The organism is Pedobacter superstes, assembly GCF_037622515.1.
In the GTDB taxonomy this organism is placed as follows: Bacteria; Bacteroidota; Bacteroidia; order Sphingobacteriales; family Sphingobacteriaceae; genus Paradesertivirga; species Paradesertivirga superstes.
Map to the genome: position 1 here is coordinate 594,882 of NZ_JBBJCN010000001.1, position 16,957 is coordinate 611,838.

A 16,957-nucleotide genomic window follows, 5' to 3' on the forward strand; every position below is an offset into this window, starting at 1 on the left:
AAACAGGCATTTTCTATTATGAATTAGTAAGTTTGCAAAACATTATGGCAATTAAAAAAGAAACAATCGAAAACCTAAGGCAAGAATATCGTGCTGAATCATTATCCGAAAAAGATGTGGCTGCCGATCCGATAAGTCAGTTTGCAAAATGGTTTGCTGAGGCGCTTGACGGGGGTTTATATGAACCTAATGCAATGACCCTGGCTACTGCTACACACGATGGAAAACCATCTGCAAGAACTATGCTGCTAAAAGGATTTGACAAAACAGGTTTTACTTTTTATACCAACTATTTAAGCAGAAAAGGAAAAGAAATTTCAAAAAACCCTGCGGCTTCCATAGTTTTTTTCTGGGCAGAATTAGAGCGGCAAGTTCGGATTGAAGGTACGCTTGAGAAAGTAAGCAAAGAGGAATCGGAAAAATATTTTCATTCCAGACCTAAGGAAAGCCAGCTGGGTGCCATTGCATCACAGCAAAGTCAGGTGATTTCCGGACCTGAGACCCTTAAGAAAGCCTGGGAAGAGTTAATGGAAAAATTCAGCGATAAAGAAGTTCCTAAGCCTGCTTATTGGGGTGGCTATGTATTAAAGCCCCAGATAGTTGAATTTTGGCAAGGAAGACCTGGTCGTCTTCACGATCGGATCGTATATAAGCGTTCTGATAAAAACAACTGGAAGATTGTACGTTTAGCTCCATAATATGGGTTTTGAAGAGATAAAGGAGTTGATCATTACAAAGTTCGGACCCGGCATTCTTATAAAAGAAGAAACCAGCGGATTACAGCCGGCTTTAGTAATTCACCCTGATAGAATATCAGATGTATGCCTTGAGCTGAGGGATAATGAGAAAACTTATTTCGATTTACTTGAATGCTTGTCGGGCGTAGATTATGGAATTGATGAAAACATGTTTGGGGTGGTTTATCACCTGGCCTCAATTCCGAATAAAAACCAGCTGACATTAAAAGTAATAAAATATCACGACAGAAGTCGAACAGAACTCCCCTCCTTTCCTTCCGTAAGTGCAGTTTGGCGAACCGCTGAATGGCATGAGCGTGAAGCGTTTGACTTATTGGGTATTCATTTTGAAAACAACCTTGATTTAAGAAAAATCCTACTCCCTGATGACTGGGAAGGCTATCCATTACGCAAGGATTATAAGGCACAGGAATATTACAGAGGAATCAAAGTATAGACCCTATACCTAAACGGGGATTTTTATGGAAAGTAAATACGTCACCAGATACGATAAGCTTATTGCTGAAGCTGAAACCCATGAAATGATCATCAACATAGGGCCTCAGCATCCCTCAACACATGGGGTTTTAAGGCTTGAAGTAATTACCGATGGTGAAATAGTTAGAGAAGTGATACCGCATATGGGTTATCTCCACCGTTGTTTCGAAAAGCATGCAGAAAACCTAACATATCAGCAAACCATTCCCTTTGCCGACCGGATGGATTATCTCGCTTCTATGAACAACTCACATGCATGGGTGATGGGAGTCGAGAAAATGCTTGGAATAGATAAAGACATTCCAAAGCGTATTGAGTATATCCGTGTTCTTGTTTGTGAACTTAATCGAATTAGTTCGCATCTTATCGCATTGGGAACCTATGGAATTGATATTGGAGCATTCACTCCATTTTTATGGTGCTTCAGAGACAGGGAACATATAATGAACATGCTCGAATGGGCGTCCGGTTCGAGATTATTATACAATTACATTTGGGTCGGAGGATTATTTTATGATCTACCGGTAGGATTTGAGGAACGCTGTAAAGAATTTATAGAATACTTTAAACCCAAAATGGTTGAATTAAATGCTCTTCTTACCGACAATCAAATTTTCATATCCCGGACCGCAAATGTGGGCATCTTACCCTTAGATGTAGCTATAAATTATGGCTGCACAGGACCCATGCTGCGCGGATCGGGTCTGAAATGGGATTTACGGCGTGTAGATGAATATTCCGTATATCCGGAATTAGAATTTGATATTCCTGTTGGAAAAGGCGCAATGGGAACTATTGGTGACTGCTGGGACAGGTATAAAGTTCGCATTGACGAGATAGAGCAATCTGTAAAAATGATTGAACAGTGCCTCGAACGATTGCAAAAAGATTTGAAAAGAACACCGGAATTTGATCCGAGGGCAAAACTCCCAAAGAAAATAATTCCCAAAGCCCAGGATTTTTATTTCCGCGCTGAAGGCCCAAGAGGTGAATTAGGTTATTACTTTATAACTGATGGAAAAAGCGAAATACCCAAACGCGTAAAAGCACGTGCTCCCAGCTTTCATAATCTTTCGGTAATTTCTGAAATATCAAGAGGAGTATTAATCGCCGACCTGATTGCAATTATTGGCTCTATTGACATTGTATTAGGGGAAATTGACAGATAGCTGTACTAAACTTTAATATCCGCCTATGACAGCAAGGGATATGAAGCTATTTGTGCCCTATTAAATTAAATAGTTTATCCTATTTGAATTGCAAAAAAAAGCCTTACTCGTTTGAAGTAAGGCTTTCACAATATGAAATATGAGTATTAATAAACTTTCACCATGAAAATATAATTCTCAAGTTTTTTATTCTGATCGCTAATACTTAAGCCTGCCAAAGAATTTCTTTTGGGAAGTACAATATCCGATTTAAGGGAATCAGCATGAATAGCTGCGATAGATGATAAAATATACTTGGACTTAACCGCGAAAGCGGCACCGTCTGAAGCAGATTGCTTGCCTTTAACAATACCAATTATATTTCCTTTATTGTCCAATAGTGGTCCGCCACTATTTCCGTTATTCACTGAAATATCAACCTGGTATTCGGTAGTATCTCCTTTATAACCATTCTTTGAACTTAAATAACCCTTCCCTAAAACCTGGTCATCTTTAGGAAAACCTATAGTAAAGACATTTTCGCCTACAGAAGATGCTGACTTTTTAAATAAATACGGCAATTGACCGAAAGAAGTAAAATCGGCATCTATTATTTTAAGAATAGCTATATCATAAATAAGATCTTCATAAACCAAATTCACTTTATAAGACTCCCCTTTCGCATTTTGGATATATATGGAATCTGCACCTTTTATGACATGACTATTGGTAACAACGTATCCGTTTGAGCTTAACGCAAAACCAGTACCTCCAAATAAGCCGGGATTCACAGGAGCTTCAATATTTCGCATAATCTCCTTTTGATCTTTTTTCACTTCGCCAATCTCACGTTTTACTTCACGGCGTAAAGCATTATAATCAGACTTACTGGCATTTTTGTGAGTGAAATATCCTGTCGATAATAAAGACATAAACACCGCAAGGATCGCAACAGAGGCAGCGACAGAGGCATTTATCCGGTATTTATTCCAAAGAATTCGTATTAGAGCTTTTGTTGGAATAACCTCGGCTTTAATACTTTCTACATCTAATTTTTCATGAATTGAATTCATGGCAGAAATGAGGTGCTTCTTTTGCCCGTAATTTTGCAGGGAGGCGAGAAAAGCCTTGTGCGTAACCACTTGCTGATCTAATGCCGGATTCTCAGCCCTCATTTTTTCGAAAGCCTGGAATTCTGCATCAGACATCTCCCCATTCAAATAAGCTTCAATACGTTCGGTCAATTCCATTTTTAATAATATTACTTAGCCTGAAAAAATAATTTTTTCAGACGTTGAAGGCATTTGTATTTTTGATTCTTTGCATTATCAGCATTGGTATAGCCAAAAATCTCGCAAATTTCCTGCATTGATTTATTGTTGATATAGAACTCTTCAATAATAGTTTTACAAGGTTCCCCCAAATGTAATAATGCTTCATCCATTTGTTTAAACTGCCTGTCTTTCTCTTCATGATATTCTAAATCAGGCTCAACTGCAAGCACATCTTCAAAATCATCTATATTAGCGGAGCTCCTGCTTTTTACATTTAAGCGCTTCAACCATAATCTTCTGGAAACAGAATACAAAAATGTTTTAAGCTTACTATTCAGTTCAAAGTTTCCGGCTTTCACCTTGTCATAAAGAACGATTATAGATTCCTGAAAAATGTCTTTTGCCTCATCTTCAGATCCGCTATTTGTCATCACCAATTGTAACACCATCGGGAAATATGCCTTATAAATTCCTTCAAGTGTTCTTTTTGAGTCATTAAGAATACCTAATATAACTTCGCTATCTTCTGGTACTGAACTTTTTATCTCTCTGCTCACTAGTTAATACCCTAATGTTAAATTTGTAACCCAATATTAACTAAAAAAAAAGTTATAAAATTGTCAGATTACGGGGTTACTTTTTTCAATTACCCGTATTAATCATTGAAATATTTGTTTAAACTTTAAACTTTAACCCCAAAAAATGAAAAATCTATTCAAATTCGGTTTCTTAGCATTAGCTATTTCTTTATCAGTTGCAGCTTGCAGCTCAAACAAATCTGAAGAAGCTACTGATTCAACTGTTGTTGATACTGCAGTTCTTGATACTACTATTGCTGTTGATACTGTTGTAACTGATACAGTTGCTGCTGATAGCGCAATGTAATTTACCCTTTGATAAAATAAAAAAAGCTGCCCTTAAAGCAGCTTTTTTTATTTTAAAACTTATAGTTTTATTTTCTTCTTCGATCTCAAATCTGAAGAAGAACTACCTGCAAGAATCTCAAAATCACCAGCTTCCTGAATCCATTTCATTTGTTTTTCATCGAAGAAACTAAATGTTTCCGAATCCAAAGTAAATTGAAGCTCCTTAGTTTCACCCGCATTTAAGAACACTTTTTGGAACCCTTTTAGTTCCTTCTCGGGACGAATTACAGAAGATTTAACATCCTTTACATAAATCTGCACCACCTCAGCTCCCGTATTACTACTTATATTCTGGACAGTAAAACTTACAGTTGTTACCCCGTTTGTACTACTTGCATTAAGTTTGCCATATTTGAATTTACTGTATGATAAACCATGACCAAAACTAAACTGGGGTTTAACTTTATATTTATCAAAATAGCGGTATCCAACAAAAATATCGTCCTTATACTTGACGGTTGTACCATCACCCGGATATTCTCCAATTTTGTGTGCAGGAGAATCCTCTAATGTTTTAGGCCATGAAAAAGTTAATTTTCCTGAAGGGTTTATATCTCCGAATAAAACTTCTGCTATAGCAGATCCGCCTTCAAGGCCCGGATAACCGACTTGCAAAATAGCCTTTGCTTTGCCTTCCCATTTGGTAATATTCATCGCACCACCACCAAAAAGAACTACAATTGTATTTGGATTTGCCGTTATTACAGCCGAAATCAGCTCATCCTGACCGAAGGGCATATTCATATTTGGTTTATCAGCTCCCTCTGCATCAAAAGCATTATCAGCCCATTTACTATAATTATAACCATGTGTCCAGCCACCTACAACAATTGCAATTTCAGCTGATTTTGCATTTTCAACAGCATCAGCAATCATCTTAGCATCAGCCTTCGCATCCCGGGCTATAGAGTAACCCTGAGAATACCGGATTGCGGTATTATTTACGACACAAGCCTGAATTCCTTCAAGCGGGGTTATTTCATACTTTGCCAAGACTTGTGAGCTTCCTCCGCCCATAGCATTGTCGCGATTTGCATTGGCACCAATTACTGCGATCGATTTGATCGTATTTTTCTTTAATGGTAAAATACCTTTATTCTTAAGTAAGATTATCCCCTCCTCTGCTACTTTTTTTGCAATTGCAGCATGATCCGCCGTAGCATGCCTTCCGGGTTTGCGAGTCGCGTTAATCATATTCGTTTTGAACATAATCCTTAGAATTCTGCGTACTTTATCATCAATTACAGACTCTTTTACCTCTCCTTTCTGAACCATTTTTAAAGCTGGCGCCGCCATATAAAAGTCGGGAAACTTTAAAACGGGTTTGCCAATATCAGAACCCATCTCCAGATCTGCTCCCCCGAGCAAAGCTACCTTAGTGCTATGAATTGCACCCCAATCGCTTATCATAAGACCCATAAATCCCCATTCACCTTTTAATATCTTATTAACTAAATAATCATTATAAGTACAGTACTCGCCCCGAAATTTGTTGTATGCTCCCATTACCGAATTTGCTCCGCCTTCAATTATAGCAGCCTTAAAGCCCGGAAGGTAGATTTCTCGTAAAGCACGCTCGCTCATTTCTACATTTATGCCATCTCTGCGTGTTTCCTGGTTATTTGCTATAAAATGCTTCACACACGCTGAAATACCCTGATCCTGAACGCCTTTGATATACCCAACCACCATTTTTGAAATCAAAAATGGATCTTCACTCATATATTCAAAATTTCTTCCGTTTAAAGGGGTACGTAATATATTGATACCGGGACCCAGAATAATATCTTTTCCTCTGAATTTTGCTTCACTGCCCAAAACGGCACCAAAAGCATATCCTAATTCAGGGTTCCAGGTTGAGGCCAATGAGAGTCCTACCGGTAAATATGTCGATGAATCATTTCCTTCATTATCCAGCTTCCAGTCTCTGCCATGTTCAGGACGTACTCCATGGGGACCATCCGACATTGTTAATTCTGGTATTCCGAGTCTGGCTACACCTGCTGAGGTAAATGATGAGTTACCGTGAATCATTCCAATCTTTTCTTCTAAAGTCATCTGCTTTAGAAGGCTGGTGATCTTTGATTCAGTTGCAGGATCTGTTTTCTGCTGGGCATGCGACTTGCCAGCGTTAATAAAAAGTCCGGCCATAATACACGTAAAAATAGTTTTTCTCATTTTATCTAATTGATACTATAATTCAATATGAGTGTTTAATCCATACAAAAAAGATCGAACTCTCATAGATTTACCCAGCTTTAAGTTTTAGTTTACTTTTATTCTTATTTCTTTGCCCGAGTAGTTAATTGTCTGGCTTGCTTTTAATTTGAAATCAAGAGGAATTGGAGAAGATGGATTTATCCAAACTATGTTAAAAGTTCTATTTTTAAGCATACCTGAAAAGCTCCCAGTACGATTGGCAATTGTTACCGTTTTTAAGTTTTCATTATATAGAATCGGGATATTGGTGTAGAATCCTTTTTCATAATTATAATTAATCTCTTCATCCTCATATAAATTGAATGCTGCGTCCTTACCTGTATAAACATAAAGGGTTATGGTATCAGCAGCTTTTTCTGACGTATATTGCAATTCAGGTCCAAAGGGAATAATGGAGCCTTCTTTTACGTAAATGGGCATTTTTTCGTAAGGAGCTTCAGCTGTAACAGTTTTTCCGCCTGGAATAAATTTTCCCGAATACAAATCATACCAGTTTGATCCAGCAGGTAAATACAGGTCTCTCCTTTTAGCCCCATATTGATAGACTGGATTAATTAGCAAGGAGGAGCCAAACATATATTGATCTGATATATTTTTAACCGCATTGTCATTTGGGAAATCCATAATTAAGCCACGCATAATGGTATAATCATCATGGTAAGTTTTCCCTACCATTGAATAGATATAAGGCATTAAACGATAGCGCAGCTTGTTGTAGTAAAGCATACTCTGGTATGCAGGATGACTTTCGGGAGCTATATTATAAATTTCACGATATGGAAACTGGCCATGTACCCTGAATAAAGGGGTAAATGCTCCGAACTGATACCAGCGTGTTTGTAATTCGCGCCATTCGTCCAAATCCTTGCCGGTAGCCTTTTCGTAACGTTTCTCTACTGCAAAACCACCTATATCGGTTGTCCAGAAAGGCATTCCGGATAATGAAAAGTTTATACCTGCTGGTATTTGGGCCTTGAAATCTTCCCAGCGTGAACCAATATCACCGCTCCAGGTGGCCGATGCGTAACGTTGCATTCCGGCATAAGCCGAACGTGTAAGAATAAAAACTCTGTTGTCAGGATTTGAAGACCGCTGACCTTCATAAATACCCTTTGCATTTTGTAAGGGAAAGGCATTAAAATATTTGGTTGATGAGCCCAGGTAATTAGGGTTTGTTATCTCCTTTCTGCTTTCAATATCTAAATTGGAGTGAATATCCGGCTCCGAGGCATCCATCCACCAGGCATCGACGCCTTTACTGTACAGATTTTCATTAAGCAGATCCCAGAATCCTTTGCGCGCCGCAGGGTTATATGCATCGTAAAAGGTGTTTTTATATCCTTTACCTATCCAATCACGTCTTCCATCCAGGATGTTTCTTTTATAAAGCCATCCGTTTTTATCAAATTTTTTGTAGCTGTCTATTCCTTCATAGAATTTCGCCCATACCGAAATCATAAATCGGGTATTGTATTTCTGATGAAGTTCTTTAATCATGCCGGTCGCGTCGGGGAAGCGTGTTTCATCAAATTTCTGGCTGCCCCATTGATCTTCTTTCCAGTATGACCAATCCAGTACAATATTATCCAGCGGAATTTTCCTGTCCCTAAACTCTTTTACTGTGTTAAGAATCTCGCTCTGTGTTTTATAGCGTTCGCGACTTTGCCATAAACCCATCGACCATTTAGGCAACATTGTAGCCTTTCCTGTTAGCGTTCTATATCCACCTATTACTTCGTCGGCATTTTTACCTGAAATAAAATAATAGTTTATTGCGTCGCCCGCTTCCGATGCGAAGGCGAGGCTATTTTTATCTTTCTGATCAACAGGTCCCAGCCAATTCATTGAAATATAGGATTCGCCGCCATCAGGGTTCCACTCTACTTTTATTTGGTATGGTTTATTCTTAACCAAATCCAGGCTTGTTAATTCAGTTCCGGGATTCCACGACTGGCGCCATTTATCTGCTACCTGTTTTCCATCAATCCACATTTTAAGGTAACCACCGTATTTTGTAAGAAAATTATGAACTCCCGAATAAGGCGATATAAATGATCCCTCCCAGGTAATTAAACCACTTCCCAGTTTATATCCTTCAGGAAATTTTTTCTGATCTTTTATATAAGAATAATCAATTACAGATTCAGCACGGATAAGCGGCGTAGTTTGTTTTGAGTTATAAGTAGCTGTCAACCAGCCTGATCCACCATCTTTGGAAATAAGTTTTAAAGCCGACAAGGGTTGATAATCTCTTACGTCTCCAACTTTGGTGATCGAATAATTATCCCATAGTATTCCATAATTATTACTCGATAATAGAAATGGAACGGCTACTTCGGTATTATTTTGCAATAACTCTACCTGCTTGCCACGATAATTCATGGTACCATTTTGATGCTGGCCCAATCCATAAAAAGCTTCGTTCGGGCTTATCTGAAAAACCTGTTTTATAAAATATGATGATTCTCCGTTGTACGATACAGGTGTAATCGTTTTGCTGCCATTTAATAAAACAGGCTTTCCGGTGGCGTCTCTAAAATCAAGCGCTCCTGAAACTAATGAAACCTGAACGATTATAGAACCTGTGCGTAGGTAAAGCTGTTCAGATTTTTGTTCTACCGACCACTTTACGGATTTCGGATTAGCGTTACTGATCATTAAACTAAGAGGAGAAACTCTCGCATCCGTAGCTGAAGCGACTACATGAATGATCTTATCGGAAATTACCTCCAGCTTCAGAGAAGAACATTCTGCATTATCAGGTAAAGCAATTAAAATACCATTATCTAATTTTTTAAAGCTCCCGGTTTGAGCCAATAAAGACCCAGTACTTATTAGGGTGAAAAAAGCACCAGTAAAAACGATTAAATTTTTCAACATAATTCTACAAAAGCGATAGCAATAAGATGCGATAAATGGGCTTAAATAAAAATGGTTATAATCCTCAATCAATCTTTTCAAATAGCCTGATTGATTTCAATGAGTTGAAGGAAAGGTTTACTCTTTTAATAGGGGTATGCTTATCAAATGACACCCTATGAATCTCCTTAAATTTTCTTTCCGACTTCGTTAAATAACATATATTGGTCCTGTGATACTAGTACTAATATATATAAATTTTTCATTTACCAACGCCATAACTCAGGCAAGGCCCCTTCTTACTCTTTCGTCGCTAATCAAACTTAATTCCCTCCCCACTTGACCAGCAATAGCCGAATTTTCTTCCGCCCTTCTGAATAAATAGGGCAAAACAGCCTTTACTGGCCCATAGGGAACATATTTAGCTACATTAAAACCGGCATTAGAAAGATTAAAGCTAAGATTATCACTCATCCCAAGTAACTGAGAAAAATAAACATGAGGATGATTAACAGACATAGAAGCGTCCTTTATTAAATTCACGAGATATTTACAGCTTTCTTCATTGTGAGTGCCGGCAAGCATCGAAATATGTTTATAGTTTTCTACACAAAGCTTTAATGCCAGGTTGTAGTCAATATCCGTTTCCTCTTTAGTGTGATGTATGGGTGAAGAGTACCCCAAATTACCTGCCCGCTCCCGCTCCTTTTCCATATAAGCGCCACGTACTAATTTAGCCCCTAAAATAAAACCGTATGTTTCTGCCTGCTTATGATGATTCGTTAAAGTTTCCAATCCATCAATTTTATAAAGTTGATAGGTATTATATACCACAGCTTTTTCAAGATTATACAATTGCATAGTTTCAAGCACCAGGTAATCTATTGCTTTTTGTATCCAGGATTCTTCGGCATCAACCATAACGGAAACATCCAGATCATAAGCAGTTTTGCAGATGTTATTCACACGTCCTTTAATCTTAAAATATTCAGCATCTTCTGCGGAGCTGAGGTCTGAGCCTGAACTTATCTTTTCTAATAGTTCCAGACGGGCTAATCCGCTTAATTTAAAAACAGTGAAGGGAATTCGTTCATCAACACTGGCTCTCCTGATATTTTCAATAATCTCGGCAGTTGTACGACGATAACTTTCCTCATCCTGCAAACCCTCAACAGAATAATCCAGAATTGTGCCGACCTTCCCTTTCCAAAGCTTATTAATCACTGGCTCGCATTCTTCAATAGATTCGCCTCCGCAGAATTGTTTGAAAATGGTTTTTTTGATAAGTCCTGTAATAGGCAAGCCCAATTTTATAGCCAAGCTGATCAGTGAAGGGCCAATCCTGACTAATAGTGGATTATTGATAAGTTTGAAAAGTTTGTACGATAAATTTAAATCTTCATCGCTTTTACCACGGAAAGCAATTTCAGTATTATTGAAACTTAAAGGAATATTTGTGAAGTTCTGGTCGCTCACATTTTCAGTCATTCGCAAATTTAACAGAATATCGATTCAAATTGTTGCGGAAGGATTGTAAGTTTGCAGCATGATAGAGTTTAAACTGGAAGGCGATTTCATTCCTTTGATACAACTGTTAAAAGCAACCAACCTGGTACAAACTGGTGGCCATGCTCAAATAGTTGTTGCCGATGGATTAGTTAAATATAATGGTGTGGTTGATTACAGAAAACGCCTGAAAGTAAAACAGGGAGATATCGTGGAGTTCGACAATAAAAAAATCATAGTAAAATAATGCAGCCAATACAAAGTAACGGGTATTCCGTATTTTTTGATAACAAACTCAGCGATCTCAAAAGTTTTCTGGATACATCCAGCTATTCAAAAGTTTTTTTTCTGACGGATTTAAATACTTCCGAGCATTGCATGCCGGTAATAGGCAAATATTTGCCGCATTTAGAAAATTATGACATTATTGAAGTTGACCCCGGCGAAGAAAACAAGAACATCGATTATTGTATTGGTGTTTGGCGTATGTTGCTGGATTTTGGGGCTGACAGAAACAGTCTTTTGATCAATTTAGGTGGTGGTGTGGTAACCGACATGGGTGGCTTTGCAGCTTCTACATTTAAAAGAGGAATTGATTTTGTTCAGATTCCAACTACGCTGCTTTCACAGGTAGATGCTTCTGTTGGAGGTAAAACAGGAATAGATTTAGGAAGCGTAAAAAATATAATTGGAACTTTTACTCAGCCAAAAGCTGTATTTATCTGTCGGGAGTTCTTAAATACCCTGGATAAAAGACAAATGGTTTCTGGCTTTGCAGAAATTGTTAAACATGGACTGATTGCAGATAAAAGCTATTTTGAGAAAATTAAAGTTGCTGACCTTACAAATCTTTCAGAAGAGATTATCTATCATTCTGTAGAAATTAAAAATCAGGTTGTAACTACAGATCCCTTCGAAAAAGGACTCCGCAAAACCTTAAACTTTGGCCACACCATTGGCCATGCAATAGAAACATACTCTCTAAAAACAGATAAGAAACCCTTGCTTCATGGAGAAGCTATTGCGATTGGGATGATCTGTGAAGGGTATTTGTCTCATAAATACAACGCATTAAGCGGTGAGGAACTGAATGAACTGATAACATTTATTCGCGCAGTTTTCCCTGACTATTCTTTTTCAAAGGTTATCTATGAAGAGGTTATTGAGTATATGAAAAACGACAAGAAAAACTTACAGGGTCAAATAGGATTCGCTCTGCTAAGTGAAATAGGAAAATGTAACTTTAATATCTATCTGAAAGAAGAGCAGATTATTGAAAGTCTGGATTTTTATAATGATTTATTAAAATAAGATTCAGAAGAAACCTAAGGTTTTGTAACTCTTTTTATCTCCAAAGGAAATTTTCGCAGAGACTTCAAGTGGAGTTAACCTGTCGTGTTGTACCGTTTAGTGTACCTGAACTACCGGAGATAAAACCTTCGTTTGAGTAATTGATTAGTGCATCAGCAAACGCCATCACCGGATTTAAGGAATAGAATCCAAATATTTTACCTACCTTTAAAAAAATTAATATTTAATACAATGCAAGAAGGTACAGTAAAATTTTTTAATGAAACAAAAGGTTTCGGATTCATCACCCCGAGCAATGGTGACAGCGAAATTTTCGTTCACTCATCAGGACTAACAGATAATATACGTGAAAACGATACTGTAAACTATGATGTAGAACAAGGCCGCAAGGGTCTTAACGCAGTAAATGTTAAAATAGCTTAATATACTATAAATCATTTAAAAAGCATTCATCTTAATAGATGAATGCTTTTTTGTGTCTAAATGCTATTCCTTTTAGAATAGCATAATAACAATCAAAACCTTTAATATCAGGCTTTGGACCACCTCTTTCGCTCTCAAATAAGAGCCAAAGAATTCCGAAACAGACTACTTTAAAGTAAAATTTGTTTCAGAAACGGGAATATTTAAAGCATATTTTATTCTGTATTGTTATAATACTCATAGAATAATCACAATAACAACCAGGCTTGCGAAAATTCGCAGCGATAATTACAAAGCAATGGGCAGATCAACAGAAACTTTCAGCAAAAAAGAGAAAGAAAAAAAACGAATTAAAAAAGCACTTGATAAATTAGACAAAGCGGAAGAGCGTAAAGCTAACTCGAATAAAGGCAAGAGCCTTGATGAAATGATGGCTTATATCGACGAAAACGGAAACATTTCTTCTACTCCACCTGATCCGGGAAAAAAGAAAAAGTTTAATTCCGACGATATACAAATTGGTGTTGCAAGACAGGAAGACATTCCAATGGACACTGTAAGAACTGGAAAAATAACATTTTTCAATGAATCTAAAGGTTACGGATTTATCACAGATTTACAGACTCAGGAAAGCATTTTTGTACATATCAATGCCTTTACGGAACCCGTAAAAGAAAATGATAAAGTTACTTTTGAAACTGAAAAAGGTCAAAAGGGATTAAATGCGATTAAGGTAAAAAAAGCATAATTTAATTTATGCCCATTCGCTGGTGCGGGCTTTGAAGCTCGTACCATAATAACCTTGTAAATCTTTATAGAAAACCTATACAGACTTTCTTACAAACTTTGTAAGAATAACTATAGTATCTCCGTTTACTTTTCCTTCTATCTGCTCAGCATTATCGTGAACCAGCCTGATTTTCCGGACTATAGTTCCTTTTGGAGCAATATAATTTGTCCCTTTTACATTCAGGTTTTCAGTTAAGACCACTGTATCTCCTGATTCAAGAAGAACGCCATAGCTATCTTTATGAATTACTTTTTCAGCTGCCAGTGTATCTTCGGCATTTGCCCATTCTATTAAAGATTCATCAAGTGATGCAGACTCCATAGCATCCCTCGCCCATTCTTCAGAAGGCAATTTGCTTAGTATTTTGTATGAAAGCACCTGCACCGCCGGGACTTCACTCCAGATACTACCTTCAAGACAGCGCCAGTGATGGATGTTACTATAATTTTCATCCTGGATCTGTTTAAAACAATCCGTACACAAAACCACCTGATTTTCAGGAAGCTTTTCGGTTTTGGGCTGAACGTTAAAAACTTTTAAGTTAAAATCCTGATTTCCGCAAAGCTCGCAAGCCTGATTACTTCTGTCTTGTAATTGTGTATTTATTGCCATCGACCAGCAAAATTAATTTTAAAAAAACAATTTCATGTCACCGCAACCCATAAATAAAATCTGTTTTGAGCTTTTAAGCGTTTATGCAATGAAAATCTGAAACAACGAACCTATTCCACGGTGTAATCTACAGATATTACGACCCGCACTGTTTTATAAATATCAGATTTCCCTGGCGGATAAGCATGCCCGCTTTCGTTCTGACTGGAGAGAAAGTCGTCACGATCCTGAATCGAAAATAGTCCCTGGCTCGCTTTACGTAAACTCCCCAGTTGTGTATTGCTCTCACGGGTAAACTGAACCGCAGCATTTCGGGCATTATTGATCGCTTCGGTCAGCATCTTAGGTTTTATCTCGTTCAATTTACTGAAAATAAATTTTAGTCCTGAGCCACTCCACTCATCAGTGGACAGTACCACACCGGCAGTTAACAAATCGCCTGTTTTACGGCTAACCCGCTGTACCAAATCTACTTTTTGCGAACGAACTTCAATCGTTTCCCGTATTATATAGCGAAAGGTATAATTAGCATTAGGGGCTTCATAAGCATTCGCTTGTCTGTCCTGTACATTAAGGTCTTTTTCTGTAATCTCTGAGGAATTGATTCCATTCTTTAATAAAAATCCAATCACCTGATTCTTGGCGATCTCCATAGCGGCAGAACCAGCCCGCAGATCATTACTCCCCAGGCCAACCTTAAGCGACCATATTACCATATCTGCTTTTACCTCACGCTCGGCAAAACCTTTAACCGAAATATATCGATCCTCTTTTTTAAAACGCTCCAGAGCTCGGCCGATAAGCCATGCACTAAAAATGGCACCGCAAACAACAATGAAGCTTACAATAAACAGGGATGTTCTGGTCATAGTGATCTTTATATTTGGTAATTTACAAAAGAGTTGGTGTTTATCAGCTACGAATTCCTCTTAAGAATAGCATTTCTGTAAAGCATTCCGGATTCAATATTGCCCTGTTATGCCTACACTTTCAATATCTTGTCTCAAATTGCCTAAACTTATTCAAAATAGTAACTAAGGGATATTTTTATTTCTCAGCTGATTAATCTGAAAGCCCTCTTTTATAATAAATTCTACTTAAAGTAAAACTGGACCAATCTTTGCACTTGTATACATAGCGTTTATTATAAATATGTTTAGAAAGAAATTTTTGATAATAATCAGCGTTAAAAAAACTCACACATACAATAAACATTATGAAAAGGATAGCAATTATTTTTGCATTTGCTGCAACGTTTGCAGCTTGCAATAATGACTCACAAACAAAAACGCAGGTTAGGGAACAAGCGTTTAAACAAATAAGAGACAGTATAAAATTAGACAGTTTTCAAAGAGCGGAAGCACAAAAACTCGAAGCAACACAGCAAAAAGAGCAAGCATTGACCTTACAAAAATCTCAATCTTCGTCGGGTTCGGGTTCGCCACAACGAACCTATGTAAAGGGAGTTTCTGAAACATATACAAATACTCCGGCTCCCCGAAAAGGATGGAGTAAGGCTGCTAAAGGTGCTGCAATAGGTGCTGGTGCTGGTGCAGTAACAGGCGTGTTGGTTGACAAAAAGGATGGTCGTGGAGCCGTAGTGGGTGGCCTTGTGGGTGCAGGAGCTGGTTACGTAATTGGCAGATCTAAGGATAAAAAAGACGGCCGAGTTCAATAAGGGCTAAGTCTATTTTTCATTAAACCGTTAAAATTTTTTCATAAAGGGAGTCACATGCTCCCTTTATTTTTTATCGCTACTACTTATTAAGTAATTGACAGACAACACTATTGAGCCAGATAACCACCATCAACGTTGTAGTATGATCCGGTTACAAACGAAGCTTTATCCGAATTAAGCCACAAAGCTAACTCAGCAACTTCCTCAGGCTTTCCTAATCTTCCCATGGGATGTAAGCCAGCCAGCGATTTCTTTGTTTCATCATCCAATATATTAAGTAGTGGAGTAAGAATGTATCCGGGGCCAATAGCATTTATACGAACATTTTGCGCAGCATATTCTAAGGCTGCCGCTTCGGTGAGTCCGATGACACCATGCTTTGCAGCGACATAAGCCGCAGAATTCGGGGTACCAACCTTACCAAGAATAGAGGCCATATTTACGATACATCCTCCTCCGGATGATATAATTGCCGGGATTTGATATCTTAGCCCATAAAACACCCCCGAAAGATTAATGGAAATCACTTTGTCCCAACTCTCAATCGGATATTCTCCTACAGGCATAATAGCCCCCCCGATCCCCGCATTATTTACAGCAAGGTGTAATCCCCCGAAATTTTCAACTGCCTGTTGAACCAGCATTTCATTATCACCAGGCATGGAAGTATCTGCCCTCACAAAGAACGCCTCTCCTCCCCGGGCCTTTATTTGTGATACTACTTCATCTCCCCCTTTTTCATTAATATCAGACACAATGATCCTTGCTCCTTCGGATGCATATAATAATGCAATAGCTTTACCTATGCCCGAACCGGCTCCGGTTACAATTGCTATTTTATTTTCCAGGAGTTTCATAATCAGATAAACCACATTAATTTACTACTTTACCACACTGTTCATCCTGATGAAGTCAGTACAGTTATTGATATTGGTTTAATATAGTGCGGAATCGAATTTAAGAACAACAAGGTTC

The 16,957-nt window shown here is 37.9% G+C and carries 17 protein-coding genes; 9 read left to right on the forward strand and 8 right to left on the reverse strand.

Annotated features, from left to right (window positions below):
* Positions 1-44: 44 nt before the first annotated feature.
* From pdxH to WG906_RS02790, 3 genes are read left to right on the forward strand one after another with little or no spacing between them, the layout of a single operon-like run.
* Positions 45-698 carry a pyridoxamine 5'-phosphate oxidase gene (gene pdxH, locus WG906_RS02780; RefSeq protein ID WP_339990995.1) on the forward strand — a complete coding sequence of 218 codons (654 nt, stop codon included), beginning with the start codon at positions 45-47 and terminating at the stop codon, positions 696-698.
* Position 699: 1 nt separating this feature from the next.
* Positions 700-1,194 (forward strand): NADH-quinone oxidoreductase subunit C, encoded by a 495-nt coding sequence (locus WG906_RS02785; protein WP_339990996.1) that lies wholly within the window; start codon positions 700-702, stop codon positions 1,192-1,194.
* Between the two features lie 25 nt (positions 1,195-1,219).
* Entirely contained in the window at positions 1,220-2,404 is a 1,185-nt protein-coding gene (locus WG906_RS02790) for an NADH-quinone oxidoreductase subunit D (RefSeq protein WP_339990997.1), read from the forward strand.
* Between the two features lie 146 nt (positions 2,405-2,550).
* On the opposite strand, the gene WG906_RS02795 is transcribed toward WG906_RS02790, so the two are convergent.
* Positions 2,551-3,633: a S1C family serine protease gene (locus WG906_RS02795; protein WP_339990998.1), complete on the reverse strand. Its 1,083-nt coding sequence runs from the start codon at positions 3,631-3,633 to the stop codon at positions 2,551-2,553.
* Between the two features lie 11 nt (positions 3,634-3,644).
* Positions 3,645-4,214 (reverse strand): RNA polymerase sigma factor, encoded by a 570-nt coding sequence (locus WG906_RS02800; protein WP_339990999.1) that lies wholly within the window; start codon positions 4,212-4,214, stop codon positions 3,645-3,647.
* Positions 4,215-4,359: 145 nt separating this feature from the next.
* Here WG906_RS02800 and WG906_RS02805 point away from each other — a divergent pair, with 145 nt between their 5' ends.
* Complete coding sequence (locus WG906_RS02805) at positions 4,360-4,542, forward strand: hypothetical protein (RefSeq protein WP_339991000.1); 183 nt, start codon at positions 4,360-4,362, stop codon at positions 4,540-4,542.
* Between the two features lie 59 nt (positions 4,543-4,601).
* On the opposite strand, the gene WG906_RS02810 is transcribed toward WG906_RS02805, so the two are convergent.
* The 3 genes from WG906_RS02810 to WG906_RS02820 all read right to left on the reverse strand — a co-directional run bounded on the left by WG906_RS02810 (position 4,602) and on the right by WG906_RS02820 (position 11,150).
* Complete coding sequence (locus WG906_RS02810) at positions 4,602-6,761, reverse strand: glycoside hydrolase family 3 C-terminal domain-containing protein (protein WP_339991001.1); 2,160 nt, start codon at positions 6,759-6,761, stop codon at positions 4,602-4,604.
* An 87-nt stretch (positions 6,762-6,848) separates the two neighbouring features.
* Entirely contained in the window at positions 6,849-9,683 is a 2,835-nt protein-coding gene (locus WG906_RS02815) for a TIM-barrel domain-containing protein (RefSeq protein ID WP_339991002.1), read from the reverse strand.
* Between the two features lie 261 nt (positions 9,684-9,944).
* Complete coding sequence (locus WG906_RS02820) at positions 9,945-11,150, reverse strand: proline dehydrogenase family protein (protein WP_339991003.1); 1,206 nt, start codon at positions 11,148-11,150, stop codon at positions 9,945-9,947.
* Between the two features lie 58 nt (positions 11,151-11,208).
* On the opposite strand from WG906_RS02820, the gene WG906_RS02825 reads away from it, so the two are divergent.
* The 4 genes from WG906_RS02825 to WG906_RS02840 all read left to right on the forward strand — a co-directional run bounded on the left by WG906_RS02825 (position 11,209) and on the right by WG906_RS02840 (position 13,650).
* Positions 11,209-11,415, forward strand: a complete 207-nt coding sequence (locus WG906_RS02825; protein WP_339991004.1) for an RNA-binding S4 domain-containing protein — start codon at positions 11,209-11,211, stop codon at positions 11,413-11,415.
* Positions 11,415-12,479, forward strand: coding sequence for a 3-dehydroquinate synthase (gene aroB / locus WG906_RS02830; RefSeq protein ID WP_339991005.1), 1,065 nt, complete (start codon positions 11,415-11,417; stop codon positions 12,477-12,479). The genes WG906_RS02825 and aroB overlap by 1 nt, the downstream gene beginning before the upstream one ends.
* Positions 12,480-12,710: 231 nt before the next feature.
* Positions 12,711-12,902 (forward strand): cold-shock protein, encoded by a 192-nt coding sequence (locus WG906_RS02835; RefSeq protein ID WP_339991006.1) that lies wholly within the window; start codon positions 12,711-12,713, stop codon positions 12,900-12,902.
* A 298-nt stretch (positions 12,903-13,200) separates the two neighbouring features.
* The gene (locus WG906_RS02840; protein WP_339991007.1) at positions 13,201-13,650 is read left to right on the forward strand and encodes a cold-shock protein; all 450 of its coding nucleotides are present in this window, start codon (positions 13,201-13,203) and stop codon (positions 13,648-13,650) included.
* A gap of 75 nt (positions 13,651-13,725) precedes the next feature.
* Here WG906_RS02840 and WG906_RS02845 read toward each other — a convergent pair whose 3' ends face one another.
* Together WG906_RS02845 and WG906_RS02850 are read right to left on the reverse strand one after the other, a co-directional pair.
* The gene (locus tag WG906_RS02845; protein WP_339991008.1) at positions 13,726-14,304 is read right to left on the reverse strand and encodes a PhnA domain-containing protein; all 579 of its coding nucleotides are present in this window, start codon (positions 14,302-14,304) and stop codon (positions 13,726-13,728) included.
* A 110-nt stretch (positions 14,305-14,414) separates the two neighbouring features.
* Complete coding sequence (locus WG906_RS02850) at positions 14,415-15,173, reverse strand: SIMPL domain-containing protein (RefSeq protein WP_339991009.1); 759 nt, start codon at positions 15,171-15,173, stop codon at positions 14,415-14,417.
* 347 nt (positions 15,174-15,520) lie between these two features.
* Between WG906_RS02850 and WG906_RS02855 the strand changes: the two genes are divergently transcribed.
* A complete protein-coding gene (locus WG906_RS02855; protein ID WP_339991010.1) occupies positions 15,521-15,982 on the forward strand; it encodes a YMGG-like glycine zipper-containing protein in 462 nt (153 codons plus the stop codon).
* A 107-nt stretch (positions 15,983-16,089) separates the two neighbouring features.
* On the opposite strand, the gene WG906_RS02860 is transcribed toward WG906_RS02855, so the two are convergent.
* Positions 16,090-16,839, reverse strand: a complete 750-nt coding sequence (locus WG906_RS02860; RefSeq protein ID WP_339991011.1) for an SDR family NAD(P)-dependent oxidoreductase — start codon at positions 16,837-16,839, stop codon at positions 16,090-16,092.
* Between the last annotated feature and the right edge of the window lie 118 nt (positions 16,840-16,957).

Bases quoted from the DNA above. Each gene is read 5' to 3' on its own strand.
- pdxH (WP_339990995.1), top strand. From the start codon at position 45: ATGGCAATTAAAAAAGAAACAATCGAAAACCTAAGGCAAGAATATCGT.
- WG906_RS02855 (WP_339991010.1), top strand. From the start codon at position 15,521: ATGAAAAGGATAGCAATTATTTTTGCATTTGCTGCAACGTTTGCAGCT.
- WG906_RS02820 (WP_339991003.1), bottom strand. From the start codon at position 11,150: ATGACTGAAAATGTGAGCGACCAGAACTTCACAAATATTCCTTTAAGT.
- WG906_RS02835 (WP_339991006.1), top strand. From the start codon at position 12,711: ATGCAAGAAGGTACAGTAAAATTTTTTAATGAAACAAAAGGTTTCGGA.
- WG906_RS02815 (WP_339991002.1), bottom strand. From the start codon at position 9,683: ATGTTGAAAAATTTAATCGTTTTTACTGGTGCTTTTTTCACCCTAATA.
- aroB (WP_339991005.1), top strand. From the start codon at position 11,415: ATGCAGCCAATACAAAGTAACGGGTATTCCGTATTTTTTGATAACAAA.
- WG906_RS02795 (WP_339990998.1), bottom strand. From the start codon at position 3,633: ATGGAATTGACCGAACGTATTGAAGCTTATTTGAATGGGGAGATGTCT.
- WG906_RS02810 (WP_339991001.1), bottom strand. From the start codon at position 6,761: ATGAGAAAAACTATTTTTACGTGTATTATGGCCGGACTTTTTATTAAC.
- WG906_RS02850 (WP_339991009.1), bottom strand. From the start codon at position 15,173: ATGACCAGAACATCCCTGTTTATTGTAAGCTTCATTGTTGTTTGCGGT.
- WG906_RS02825 (WP_339991004.1), top strand. From the start codon at position 11,209: ATGATAGAGTTTAAACTGGAAGGCGATTTCATTCCTTTGATACAACTG.
- WG906_RS02840 (WP_339991007.1), top strand. From the start codon at position 13,201: ATGGGCAGATCAACAGAAACTTTCAGCAAAAAAGAGAAAGAAAAAAAA.
- WG906_RS02790 (WP_339990997.1), top strand. From the start codon at position 1,220: ATGGAAAGTAAATACGTCACCAGATACGATAAGCTTATTGCTGAAGCT.
- WG906_RS02785 (WP_339990996.1), top strand. From the start codon at position 700: ATGGGTTTTGAAGAGATAAAGGAGTTGATCATTACAAAGTTCGGACCC.
- WG906_RS02805 (WP_339991000.1), top strand. From the start codon at position 4,360: ATGAAAAATCTATTCAAATTCGGTTTCTTAGCATTAGCTATTTCTTTA.
- WG906_RS02860 (WP_339991011.1), bottom strand. From the start codon at position 16,839: ATGAAACTCCTGGAAAATAAAATAGCAATTGTAACCGGAGCCGGTTCG.
- WG906_RS02845 (WP_339991008.1), bottom strand. From the start codon at position 14,304: ATGGCAATAAATACACAATTACAAGACAGAAGTAATCAGGCTTGCGAG.